The sequence below is a fragment of the Methylobacterium sp. genome (assembly GCF_019750675.1).
GTDB lineage: Bacteria > Pseudomonadota > Alphaproteobacteria > Rhizobiales > Beijerinckiaceae > Methylobacterium.
This window is the reverse complement of sequence record NZ_JAIEOF010000457.1, coordinates 1-11,982: the sequence shown is the minus strand read 5'-3', so window position 1 is coordinate 11,982 and position 11,982 is coordinate 1. Positions and strand designations below refer to the sequence as shown.

At 72.3% G+C, this 11,982-nt stretch carries 11 protein-coding genes, 1 tRNA gene and 1 pseudogene; 5 read left to right on the top strand and 8 right to left on the bottom strand.

The features are described 5' to 3' along the window. The 4 genes and pseudogenes from K2X24_RS24420 to K2X24_RS23955 all read left to right on the top strand — a co-directional run. A pseudogene (locus K2X24_RS24420) lies at window positions 1-73 on the top strand (cysteine synthase); the annotation flags it as partial. A gap of 307 nt (window positions 74-380) precedes the next feature. Further along, complete coding sequence (locus K2X24_RS23965) at window positions 381-560, top strand: hypothetical protein (RefSeq protein WP_292501846.1); 180 nt, start codon at window positions 381-383, stop codon at window positions 558-560. 2 nt (window positions 561-562) lie between these two features. Continuing rightward, window positions 563-814 (top strand): hypothetical protein, encoded by a 252-nt coding sequence (locus tag K2X24_RS23960; protein ID WP_292501844.1) that lies wholly within the window; start codon window positions 563-565, stop codon window positions 812-814. A gap of 4 nt (window positions 815-818) precedes the next feature. After that, window positions 819-974, top strand: coding sequence for a hypothetical protein (locus tag K2X24_RS23955; protein WP_238280202.1), 156 nt, complete (start codon window positions 819-821; stop codon window positions 972-974). A gap of 3 nt (window positions 975-977) precedes the next feature. Here the strand turns inward: K2X24_RS23955 and ada are convergent, their stop codons facing one another. The 4 genes from ada to K2X24_RS23935 form a co-directional block, all read right to left on the bottom strand. Beyond that, complete coding sequence (gene ada / locus K2X24_RS23950; RefSeq protein WP_292501842.1) at window positions 978-2,084, bottom strand: bifunctional DNA-binding transcriptional regulator/O6-methylguanine-DNA methyltransferase Ada; 1,107 nt, start codon at window positions 2,082-2,084, stop codon at window positions 978-980. A 29-nt stretch (window positions 2,085-2,113) separates the two neighbouring features. After that, window positions 2,114-3,094 (bottom strand): DNA-3-methyladenine glycosylase, encoded by a 981-nt coding sequence (locus K2X24_RS23945; RefSeq protein ID WP_292501840.1) that lies wholly within the window; start codon window positions 3,092-3,094, stop codon window positions 2,114-2,116. Window positions 3,095-3,161: 67 nt separating this feature from the next. Further along, complete coding sequence (locus tag K2X24_RS23940) at window positions 3,162-5,480, bottom strand: EAL domain-containing protein (RefSeq protein WP_292501838.1); 2,319 nt, start codon at window positions 5,478-5,480, stop codon at window positions 3,162-3,164. A 55-nt stretch (window positions 5,481-5,535) separates the two neighbouring features. Then, the gene (locus tag K2X24_RS23935; protein WP_292501835.1) at window positions 5,536-6,906 is read right to left on the bottom strand and encodes a cytochrome P450; all 1,371 of its coding nucleotides are present in this window, start codon (window positions 6,904-6,906) and stop codon (window positions 5,536-5,538) included. Window positions 6,907-7,236: 330 nt separating this feature from the next. Between K2X24_RS23935 and K2X24_RS23930 the strand changes: the two genes are divergently transcribed. Next, complete coding sequence (locus K2X24_RS23930) at window positions 7,237-7,494, top strand: hypothetical protein (protein ID WP_292501848.1); 258 nt, start codon at window positions 7,237-7,239, stop codon at window positions 7,492-7,494. Window positions 7,495-7,719: 225 nt separating this feature from the next. Here K2X24_RS23930 and K2X24_RS23925 read toward each other — a convergent pair. The 4 genes from K2X24_RS23925 to K2X24_RS23910 form a co-directional block, all read right to left on the bottom strand. Beyond that, a tRNA-Val gene (locus K2X24_RS23925) sits at window positions 7,720-7,794 on the bottom strand. A 37-nt stretch (window positions 7,795-7,831) separates the two neighbouring features. Further along, a complete protein-coding gene (locus K2X24_RS23920) occupies window positions 7,832-9,589 on the bottom strand; it encodes an iron ABC transporter permease (RefSeq protein ID WP_292501832.1) in 1,758 nt (585 codons plus the stop codon). Window positions 9,590-9,634: 45 nt separating this feature from the next. Continuing rightward, entirely contained in the window at window positions 9,635-10,657 is a 1,023-nt protein-coding gene (locus K2X24_RS23915) for an extracellular solute-binding protein (RefSeq protein WP_292501830.1), read from the bottom strand. A 138-nt stretch (window positions 10,658-10,795) separates the two neighbouring features. Further along, window positions 10,796-11,887: an ABC transporter ATP-binding protein gene (locus tag K2X24_RS23910; protein WP_292501827.1), complete on the bottom strand. Its 1,092-nt coding sequence runs from the start codon at window positions 11,885-11,887 to the stop codon at window positions 10,796-10,798. Window positions 11,888-11,982 lie beyond the last annotated feature (95 nt).

Below are 11,982 nucleotides of genomic sequence, written 5' to 3'. Positions count from 1 at the left end.
CAAGCGCATCGTCACCGTCGCCTGCTCCTTCGCCGAGCGCTACATCTCGTCGGCGCTGTTCGAAGGCCTCTGAGACTTAAGGCACCCGGGCGAAGGCTCAGGTGCCGCGCGCCGATCCGGCTTTCGGGCCCGCGCCCGGAAGCCGTCACCGTGTCCACCGTTTTCCACACCCCCGACGCTGGAGCCGGCGCCGTCGGCCCGATCCCTTCGGTGCTTGCCAGGGGCACGGCCGGCCCCTCGTGCAGAGCGCGAGAGGTGGCCCCCTCGCGACCAGCGGATCGCGAAGCATCCTCGCGCGGCGCGGGTCGGACGAGCGGAGGCTGCCCGAAGGCAACCTCGGCACGCGCGGGCGGTTGAGCCTCCAAGATCAGGAGGACATCATGACGGATACGCCGCGCGAGACATCCCCGCCCACATCCACCGATACCGGTACGCCCGGCCCGGACAAGGTCCGCGAGATCGGCCAGGCGGCCCGGAAGGCGGAAGCCGAAACCTCCGGCGACACCCGCGAGGCGATCGACCGCGCCACCGCGCCCAACGGTCAGGCTGCGGGGGAATAGCGATGCCGAACGACCACATCCCCATCGTCGGCACGCGCAAGCCCGATTCCGACGTCGGCAAGCCGGGGGACCCGGCGGTCGCCGGCGGACAGCAATCGGCCGAGCAGGCCGCCATCACCCAGCAGGGCTCCGGCGGACAGACCGATGCGGCGCGCAATGCCGCGTGGGACGGGTCGCCGAAGGGGCGCAATCCCACCCCCGCCGGCGGCTCGTCCGACGGGCAGTCCGACCGCCCCCGTTCGCCCAAGGAGTGACGCCATGCCGGCCCAGGACGACAAGCAACCGAAGGACAAGCCCGCCAACACCGCGCCGGACGCGGTCAAGGACCCCAACGAGAAGACCGACGGCAAGCCGGGCGAGGGCCCGAAGGGTGGTGGGCAACCGGACGGGGAGACCGATCCGGGCGGTTCCTGAGGGTTAGCCTTCCGTCAGTGCGCCCTTCTCCCGGTCGAGGAGGGCGCGCTTGCGCGCGACACCCCAGCGGTAGCCGGAGAGCGCACCGTCCGTCCGCACCACCCGATGGCAGGGGATCGCCACCGCCAGACGGTTGGCCCCGCAGGCCAGGGCCACGGCGCGTGCCGCCGCGGGCTCGCCGATGGCCCGGGCCACCTCCGCATAGGTCGCCGTCGTGCCGACCGGGATCGCCCGGAGCGCCGTCCATACCCGCTGCTGGAACGCCGTGCCGCCGATATCGAGGGGCAGGTCGAGCCCCCGGCCCGGCGCCTCGACGAAGCCGACGATTTCGGCCATCCAGCGCGCGAAGTCCGCATCGCCGGCCGTGAACGCGGCCCGGGGAAAGCGGTCCTGCAGATCGCGCACCAGCGCGTCCGGATCGTCGCCGAGGAGGATCGCACAGACGCCCGCATCGGTGGCGGCGACCAGGATCGCCCCGAGGGCGGACGCTCCGACCGCGAAGCAGATGCGCGTGCCGGCGCCGCCCCGGCGATAGGCGTCGGGCGACATGCCGAGGCGCTGCGGCGCCTTGGCGTAGAACCGGCTCGGCGCATTGTACCCGGCCGCGTAGACGGCCTCCGTGACGCTGCCCGCCGCGCCGAGGCTCGTCGCGAGGCGTTCGGCCCGGCGCGCTTCCCCGTAGGCCTTGGGCGTGATGCCTGTGACCGCGCGGAACACCCGGTGGAAATGGAACGGGCTCATCCCGGCGGTCCGCGCGAGGGTGTCGAGGGCCGGCAGGGTCTCGGCCTCGTCGATCCGGCGGCAGGCCCGGGCGACGGCCTCGGCCTGCCGCTCGGCCCGCGACGGCGCGTCGGGGCGGCAGCGGCGGCACGGGCGGAAGCCCGCCGCCTCGGCTTCCGCGCAGCCGGCGTGGAAACTGACGTTCTCCGGCCTCGGCGTCCGGGCCGCGCAGCTGGGGCGGCAATACACCCCCGTGGTCCGGACCGCGTAGACGAAGCGACCGTCCCAGGCCGGATCGCGCGCGGCCAGGGCCTCCCATCGCTCCGCATCCTCCCGGTCCGGACCGGGGGCGACGGCGTTCGCATTTGCCTCGATCGCGACAGGCGGCATGGCGGATACTCCTGCTCGGGTGCCCCGGCTCATGGCTTCACCTTGGCGCCCGCCGCCGCGTCCGCGCATCCCGCTTCTTGCTCCACAATCGATCGCGGCCGGATTTCCGCCGGCGGCTCCCGTTCCGGGCCGCCCGCACCCCGCGCGGCGTCATGGGCCCAGAGATGGAGGACGGCGTAGGACCGCCACGGACGCCAGGCCTGCGATCGTGCCTCCAGTTCCCGCGCGGTGGGACGCCCGGCGGCCTCCGCGAGTGCGCGCAGCAGACCGATATCGCCGGTGGGCAGGGCATCCGGCTCGCGCAGGGCCCGCATGGCGATGTACTGGGCCGTCCAGTCGCCGATGCCCCGGATGGCCGTGAGGCGCGCACGCGCCGCCGCGTAGCCCTGCCCCGGCGCCAGGAGATCCGGTTCGGCGAGGGTGGCGGCCGCGAGGGCCTTAATGGCGGCTCCGCGGGCACGGGGCATGTCGAGGACGCGGGCGACGTCGGCCTCGACCAGGGCCTCGGCGCCCGGAAAGACATGCGTGAGGCCGGGCTCGGTGCCGGGCCGGGCGAGCGGAGTGCCGAACGCGGCGACCAGCGTTCCGGCCAGGCGGGTCGCGGCGGCGACCGAGACCTGCTGGCCGAGGATCGCCCGCACCGCGAGTTCGAAGGCGTCCCAGGCGCCCGGCACCCGGAGGCCGGGGCGATCCCGGATGCGGGCCGCCAGGAGCGGATCGCGCCCGAGGGCGCGGCCGATCGCGAAGGGGTCGGCGTCGAGGTCGAACAGGCGGCCGAGGCGCGCGGCGAGATCCGGCATCGCCACGGGCAGGTCCAGCGTCGCCAGCAGGGCGTCGTCCGGCGCCGGCATCACCCGCAGGGTTCCGTGCACGCCCCCCTGCGCCACGCTCCGGGCATAGAGGCCGGGACGGGTCAGTTCCACGCCCGGGATGGCACGGGCCGCCAGGTAGGCGTGCAGCCCGGCCCAGTCGTAGGGTGGCGTGAAGGGAAGGCGCAGGTGCGTGGTCACGGCCCGATGCCCGGCTCGGCCCCGATCATCGCACATCCGGCCGGGGCGCGGCACCCGCGGGCCCGCGTCAGGCGACCGAGGCCTTCCGGGTGTCGAGGCGGCGTACGAGATCGTGGATCTCGGCCGCCGGACGGGCCGGACTGTAGAGGAAGCCCTGCGCCGTGCCGCACTGCTTGTGGCGCAGGACCGCCTCCTGCTGGCGCGTCTCGACGCCCTCCACCGTCACGTCCATCGCGAGGGCGCGGGCCATGGTGACGATCGCCTCAATCACCGCGATCTTCTCGGGGCGCGCCTGCAGGTCGCGCACGAAGGAGCGGTCGACCTTGACCTTGTCGAACGGAAAGTCCGTCAGGTAGCTCAGGCTCGAATACCCGGTTCCGAAATCGTCGAGGGCGATCCGTACGCCGAGGGCGCGCAGCCGCTTCAGGTTGGTGAGGACCTCGCTCTCGCGGTCGAGCAGCACGGATTCGGTGATCTCGATCTCCAGGCCCTCGGGGGCCAGGCCGGTTTCCGAAAGGATCGCCGCGACCTCGTCGTGGAAGTCGAGGCGGCGCACGTGGATCGACGAGATGTTCACCGCGACCCGCAGGCCCGGCCAGGACCGCGCATCGAGGCAGGCCCGGCGCAGGGCCCAGCGACCGATCTCGATGATGAAACCGGTGGATTCCGCGATGGCGATGATTTCGGTCGGCGAGATCCAGCCTTCCCCGGGCTTGTTCCAGCGCAGCAGGGCTTCGAGACCGACGACGCGCTCGCTCCTCAGGTCCACGAGGGGCTGGTAATGCAGGGCGATCTCGCCGGACCTCAACGCGAGGCGCATGTCGGCGTCGAGCTGGCGCTGGCGGAATCCGCGATCCTCCAGGGAGACGTCGAAGCTGCACCAGCAGCCCTTTCCGGCGGCCTTGGCGCTGTAGAGCGCGAGATCGGCGCGGCCGAGCAGGGCCGCCGGATCATGGGCGTCCCGGGGGGCATGGGCGATGCCGATGCTGACGCCGACCTCGATGAGGGAGACGCCGATCTGGTAGGGCCGGCGAATCTCGCCGATCACCTGCCGGGCCAGATGCTCGGCCGCCTCCGGGCCCACGCCCGGATACAGGATGGCGAACTCGTCGCCGCCGAGGCGGAAATTGCGCGCGCGCCCCTCCGTCAGGCGCACGAGGCGCCCGGCGACGCGCGCCAGCAGGAGGTCCCCGGCGGCGTGGCCCCGGCTGTCGTTGACGGCCTTGAAGCCGTCGAGGTCGAGGCAGAGCAGGGCCGTCGGGGTCTCCCGGGTCTCCGGGGTCTCCCCGCCCTGATAGATGGCCTGGATCGCGTCCTGGAAGGCGGCCCGGTTCGGCAAGCCGGTGAGCGTGTCGTGCCCGGCCAGGAACGCGATGCGGGCCTGGGCCTCGCGGCTGACCGTGATGTCGGAGCCGACCCCCCGGTAGCCGAGGAAGCCGCCGTAGCGGTCGAAGGCCGGCTTGCCGTTGAGGTTCCACCAGCGCGTGCCGTGCGCGCCGGACACGCGTACGGCCTGCTCGTGGAACGGCTCGCGCATCGCCATGGCGGTGCGCAGCGCCGCCGCGTGGTCCGGCTGGCCCGTGTCGGCCAGGATGGCGAGCAGGGATTCGCCCTGCAGGGTGGCCGGGTCCCGCGAGAGCGTGGCGGCCATGCGGGCCGGGACCTGGCGCAGGCGCCCGTCCGGGTCGGTTTCCCAGAGCCAGTCGCTGGCGCCCTCCTCGAAGTCGTTGAGCAGCAGGCCAATGGTTTCGCCCTGGTGCTGCATCACCACGCGCTGCCAGATGCGCTGGTAGGAGAGCAGCGACATGCGCCGAACGCTGAACCAGATGAAGAGCGCGTAGATCACCAGCAGAACGGACACGTAGGCGCCGAAGGGCGCGTCGCAGCCGGCCAGGCCCATGAACCCGCCGACGACGATCGGAGCCGCGAGCAGGAAGGCCACCGAGAAGAACGGCCCCACCACGTAGGCATCGGAGATGAGGCCCGCCGTCACTGCCACCGCCACCATGCGGTGGCCGCCGTCGGCGGGCGGGATCAGGATCGCCGGCATGGTGGCCCAGGTCAGGCCCAGGGCCAGGGCGAGCGCCTTGGAGATCCAGGAGCCACGCCGGACGGCGGTCTCCGTCACCTCGCTGCGGAAGGTGTTGCGGTAGTACCAGGTCGTGCCGAGGGTCGCGGCGATGATGATCGAGATCGCCGCCATCAGCCCCACGAGATAGTGGTGCGAAGCGGTGTCCCAGAACATGTAGGCCAGGGCGAAGACCACGGCGAGGTGCGTCACGGCCGAGTAGTTGGCCATTTGCAGGGTCTCGTTGAGCAGTTCGGCCTGCGTCTCGAGGCGGTCGCGCTCTTCCGTCGAGAAGGCGGCCCCGTTCCGTTGGGGCATCAGGGGCGGCGCCTTCGTGCGGCACCAGGACAGCAGGTATCGGGCGATTCGCATCTCACCCGGCCCGCCGGGTCGGCACCATCGGCATTCCGCCATGGGGCCTCAGGGTGACGCGGAAGCGGGCCTCGGGCATCCCCGCCCGCGCCGGGGACAGCCGGAACGCCGGGAGCAGGGTCGCCAGGATGACGAGGCATTCCTGGAGCGCGAGGCCCATGCCGATGCAGACGCGCGGCCCGGCGCCGAACGGCAGGTAGGCGTAGCGGTCCCGCGCCGCATGGACGGACGGGGCGAAGCGGTCCGGATCGAACGCGTCCGGCCGGTCCCAGAGAAGGCGGTGCCGGTGCAGGGCGTAGATCGGCACGTGGACCGAGCGGCCCGCCGGAATCACCGCGTCGCCGAGCCGGATGTCGCGGGTCGTCCGCCGCACGATCAGCGGCGCGGGCGGATAGAGGCGCATGCCCTCCATCACCACCTGGCGCGTGTAGACCAGGGCGTCGAGGCGGCCCGAATCGCCCGAAAAATCGGTGCCGACGCGGGCGATCTCGTCGAGGATGCGGCGCTCCACCGCCGGATGGTCGGCGAGCAGCCGGAACAGCCAGGTCAGCGCGAGGGCCACCGTCTCGTGGCCGGCCGCCACGAAGGTGAGCAGGTTGTCGACGAGGAGGGCCTCGGCCATCGGCGCCTCGGTGACGGGATCGCGGGCGTTCAGCAACAGGCCGAGGAGGTCGCTGCCGCCGCCGCCCCGGGCCCGCCTTGCCGCGATCAGCGCGGCGGCCGCAGCGCGCAGTTCGCGTGCCGCCGCCGCGCCCCGGCGGGCGCCCGGATGGGGCAGCCAGGCAGGGGCGCCGAACATGACGTAGGCCATCTTCCAGTTGGTCTGGCCGAGGTAGTCCTCCATGGCGGCGCCGAACCGCGTCTCGTCGAGGCCCCCCTCCCCCGAGGTCATCGTGGCCAGGATGATGTCGAGGGCGGTGCGCATCATCTCGGTGGACACGTCGAACGCGCCCGCACCGGCCGGGCGTGCCAGCCAGCGCGACCGCGTCGCCTGCGCGGCCGCGGCCATGGCGGGGACGAAGTCGCGCACGCGCTCGGGGCGGAACATCGGCGCGGCGGTCCGGCGCTGCGCGCGCCACGATCCGCCGTCGGCGGTGAGGAGCCCGCAGCCGAGGGCCGGGGCCAGGGCCCGGGTGACGAAGGCCTCGCGCTCCAGACCGTTGGCCTCGTCCACCAACAGGGTGCGGATCAGCGTCGGGTCGACCACGAAAGCGGTGCGCTGCCCGAGCAGCCGGGTCTCGACCAGGGTCCGGGTGTAGACCTCGTCGGGCCAGGCATCGACCATGCTGCGCAGCATGGTCCAGAGGACGCCCGGAGCCCGGCCCGCCTCGCTCAGCACCGTGCGCAGCGAGGCCGCGCCGTCGACGGTCACGGGAAGTTTGGAAACGGCCGTGGTCACGCGTGCCCTGCTGAAATCCATCGATCCCTTTACAAGGTAGGTGAATGCTTTCGAAAACCTTACCGCCCTCGGTCGCGTCACTGGATCAGCCAACGAGCTATTGAATCGAGACAAGGTAGACTGCCTCAAACGCAGCAGATTGCTTCAACAAACTCTTTACCATCGCTCTCCGCAGGCCCTGGCCACGCGGGTCCGGACTGGCCCTCAGCCGCGCGAGGAACTTACCTTCGCGGTTCGCATTCCCAACCCCAGGTGGTCGGCGCCCTCGCCGACCCAACCCGTGTTCGGGACGTGGAGATGGACATGATCGGCCGTATTGCTCTCGCGGCATGCCTTGCCTTGCCGGCCTTCACCGCCGTAGCCGCAGGCGCGAATGAGGACGAGCAGGCGGCCCTCTGCCGGGGCGACGTCATGCGGCTGTGCCTGACCGCGGTTCCCGACCGGACCGCGATCGTCTCCTGCATGAAGGTCAACCGCGCGAGCCTCAGCGCCGGCTGCCGGAGCGTGTTCGACGGGGGAACGCGCGGCAAGGCCGCGACGCGATCGGCCGACCTGCGCTGATGCCGAAACGCGCCGTCGATGGGGCGTGACCCCGCGACGGCTCACCGGTGATCCGCGGCGCCGGCGGGTCATCGGCCGCGCGCCGAGCCAGAGAAGGCGGTACGGCGATCGATCGGCCTCAGGCCGAAACAAGGTCTCGGCAACCTGCCGATAATCAGCGGCCCGAAACACGTACGATGATGTTCAGGAAAAAACGTCGAAGCGGCGGACTGGCTTCGAGGAGAATGGTGGGCGCGACAGGGATCGAACCTGTGACCCTTCGCGTGTGAAGCGAATGCTCTCCCGCTGAGCTACGCACCCGGACCGAGGGCCTTCTAGGGCGACAGACGCGGCGGCGTCAAGCGTCGATCCGCATGATTCCCGGCGGGTTCTGATTCCCGGGAGTCTCCAGATTCCCGGAAGTCTCTTGATTCCCGGAAGTTTCCTGGCGCGGGGTTCCGAGCCGGAGAAGGATCACCACCGGCACCAGCCCGACGGCGACGATGAGGAGGGCCGCCACGGTCCCGTCCTCGTAGGTGCCGCGCGCGGCCTCGCCGTAGAGGTGGGTCGCCAGGGTCTCGACGTTGAGGGGGCGCAGCAGCAGGGTCGCGGGCAACTCCTTGACGCAGTCGACGAAGACCAGGAGCGCGCCGCTGAGCACCGCCGGCCAGGCCAGGGGAAGCTGGACCCGCCACAGGGTCGCGCCGGGGCCGCGCCCGAGCATCCGCCCGGCATCGGGCAGGCTGCGGGGCACCCGGCCGAGGCCGGCCTCGCAGGTGCCGATGCTGACGGCCAGGAAACGCACGAGGTAGGCGGTGACGAGGGCGCCCCCGGTGCCGAGGCCGATCAGGGCCGGGGCGACCCCGAAGATCTGCGTCGTCCCGGCCGAGAGGGCGCTGTCGGCAAGGGCCAGGGGCCCGAGGAGGCCGATGGCCAGGATCGCGCCCGGCAGGGCGTAGCCGAGGCTCGCCACCCGGATCAGCGCCTCCCCCCAGCGGCGCGGGACGAGGCGCGGGCCCGCCGCCACCACGAAGCCGATGGCGGCGGCGATCACGGTCGCGGCCCCGGCATAGAGCAGGGTGTGGCCGATCTCGGAGAGGATCGTCTCCGGCAGGCCGCTGCGCCGGACCCGGCGGAGCGCGGAGAACACGAGGTAGCTCGCGGGAATCGCAAAGCCGATGGCCACGGGGACGAGCCCGAGGGCCAGGGCGGCCCCGGCGCGCAGGCCCGTCAGGCGCTGCCGGGCGAGGCGGCGCGGGCGCTGGGCGCCGCCCGAGAACCCGCGCCCGGCCCGGGCCCAGCGCTCCAGGGCCACCAGGGCGACGACGGCCACCAGCATGACGAGGGCGATCTGGGCAGCACCCGCGAGGTCCGAGCGGTTGACCCAGGTGGCGTAGACCTGGACCGTGAGTGTGCGCACCCCGAGGAATTCCGCCGCGCCGATGTCGTTCAGGGCCTCCATCAGGGCCAGACTCGCCCCCAGGGCGATGGCCGGGCGCGCCATCGGCAGGGCGACGCGCAGGAAGGTGGCGGAGGGCCGGCGCCCGAGCATCCGCGCCGCCTCGATGAGGTTGGCGGCCTGCATCAGGAACAGCGCCCGCGTCGGCAGGTAGACGTAGGGGTAGAGCACGAAGCCGAGGAGCAGGATGCAGCCGGGCAGCGAGCGGATCTCGGGCAGCACGAGATCGCGCGGTCGGGTCAGTCCCAGGAGGTCGCGCAAGGTCGTCTGCACCGGGCCGATCGGGTGCATCAGGTCGAGATACGCGAATGCGATGATGTAGGTCGGCACCGCCATCGGCAGCAGCAGCCCGGCCTCCAGCAGGCGCCGGCCGGGAAATTCGTAGGCCGCCACGAGCCAGGCCGATCCGGCCCCGAGGACCACCACCAGCACACCGACGCCGGCCAGCAGCAGGGCGGTGTCGCGCAGGGCCTGCGGCAGCACGTGGGCGACGAGGTGGGGCCACAACGCCCCGCCGGCCCCGATCCCGTCCCCCGCCGCGACCACGAGGGCGACGACCGGGCTCAGCACCAGGACGCAGAGCGCCAGGGCGGCGGCGCTCCAGGCGAGGCCGCGCGGCCGGCCGGTGAGCGGGAGGGCGGGGACGGCCCCGGTCATGCTGGTCTCAAATGCGTTTTCCGATGACCGGGTCGTGGGCAGCCCTCAGTTGTCGAAGCCCACCGTGTCGAGGAGGAGGCTCGCCGCCTTGCGGTTGCGGGCGATCTCCACCAGCGGCACGGCGTCGATCATCAGCGGTCCCAGCTCCGTGAGCAGCGGGTCGATCGGTGCCCCGGCCTTCACCGGGTACTCGTAATCCGCCTTGGCGTAGAGCCCCTGGGCCTCGTCGGAGACGAGGTATTCGAGGAGCTTGACCGCCTCGTCGCGGTTGGGGGCGTTCTTGGCCACCACCGCGCCGGAGATGTTCACGTGGGTTCCGCCGCCCGCGAAGGTCGGCATCACCACCTTGATGCCCGCGCCCCATTTCTGCTGCTCGGGGCCGCCGCGGCCGGAGCGCATCAGGCCGACGTAGTAGGAATTGCCGAGACCGATCTCGCAGGTGTCGGCGAGGATGTCGCGGGCGACGTCCCGGTCGCCGCCGGCGGGCTTGCGGGCGAGGTTCGCCTTCAGGGCGCGCAGCCAGGCCTCGGTCTTCTCCGGGCCGTGCTTGACGAGGTGGTGGGCGATGAGCGCCGTGTTGTAGGGGTGCTGGCCCGAGCGCAGGCAGAGGCCGCCCTTCCACTTCGGGTCGGCCAGCCCCTCGTAGGTGATGGCCTTGAGGTCGGCGAGGTCCTTGTCGGCGTAGAGCACGCGGGCCCGCATGGAGAGGGCGAACCAGCGGCCCTCGGCATCGCGCAGGGTCGCGGGCACCGCCGCCTCCAGCACACTCGAGCGTACCGGCTGGGCGAGGTCGCGGTCGACGAGGTCGATGAGGTTGCCGACGTCGACGGTCATCAGCACGTCGGCCTTGGCCCGGGCGCCCTCGGCCGCCACGCGCTCGGCGAGGCCCTTCTCGACGAAGACGGTGTTGACGGTGACGCCGCTCCTGGCGGTGAAGGCGTCGAGCAGGGGCCGGATCAGGCCGGGCTCGCGGGTGGTGTAGAGGTTGACCTCGGCCGCCGACGCCGTCCCGATCAGGGCCGCCAGCGCGAGGCCCGCGAACCCGATTGCCTTGATCCCACCCGCCATGGCGCCGACACCCTTCCGTCAAAACGTGGCGGGTGTTCAGAAGCATCGGCGAGGAAAACACAAGCACGATGTTTTGGACTTAAAACAATTCAAAACTATTGCTCATGGGCGAGCGCAAGCTCACCCCGGTCTTGTGTTTTAATCCGTCTCGCTCGCAAAAATAAAACCGTGCGCCGGATCGAGGCTCAGGCCGACCGTATCCCCAGGCTCGCGCGGGTCGTCCGCCGGCACGGGCAGGCGCAGGGGCTCGGGCACTCCCTCCGCCGACACGGTCAGGAGGGCGGCGGCCCCGAGGAAGCGGCGCGCCCGCACCACGGCCCGGAGGGACGCCCCCGGCGCGCCGAGACGGATGGCCTCCGGGCGCAGGCACAGGGTGACGGCGGCGCCCTCGGCGTGACCGGGCGCGGGGACCGGGCCGAACGGCGTCGCCAGGATCCCGGCGCGGCAGGTCCCGTCGATCTCGACGAGGTCGCCGAAGAAGCGGGCGGCGAAGCGCGTCGCGGGACGACGATACAGCTCCAGCCCGGTGCCGACCTGCACGATGCGCCCCCGCCGCATCAGGGCGATGCGGTCGGCGAAGCCCAGGGCCTCCTCGGGGTCGTGAGTGACGAGGAGCGTGGTGGCGCCGCTGGCGCGCAGGACCGCCAGGGTGTCGTCGCGGACCTGGTCGCGGGTGCGCCGGTCGAGATTCGAGAACGGCTCGTCGAGGAGGAGGACGCGCGGCCCCGGGGCCAGGGCGCGGGCCAGCGCCACGCGCTGGCTCTCGCCGCCCGAGAGCGTGCCGGGATAGCTCCTGGCCCGGTCGGCGAGGCCGACCTGTTCCAGCCGGGCCTGCGCGATGGCGCGGGCCTCGGCGGCGGATTTGCCCTGAAGGCTTTTGCCATGGAGGCCGAAGCGCACGTTCTCCGCCACCGTGAGATGAGGGAACAGGGCATAGTCCTGGAACATCAATCCGACGCCACGCGCCTCGGGGGCGACGCCGCGGCCGTCCTCGCTCACCAGGGTGCCGTCGAGGCGGATCGTGCCGGTCTCCGGCTGCTCCAGCCCGGCGATGGCCCGCAGGAGCGTGCTCTTGCCACAGCCGGAATCGCCCAGCAGGGCGAGGATCTCGCCGGGCCGGACCTGGAGCGAGACGTCCGCGAGCGCCCGCACCGCACCGAAGCGCAGCCCGATCCCGCGCAGATCGAGGCGCGGGGGGACGTCGGCTGAGGGCGCGGCGGGCTGGGTCATCGGATCCGGGGCGATGCGGGGTTGCGCTGCTTAGAAGCCAATGCGCCCCGGAGGCAATCTGCGAGCACCATCGCGTTGACGTCCAGTTGCACCTA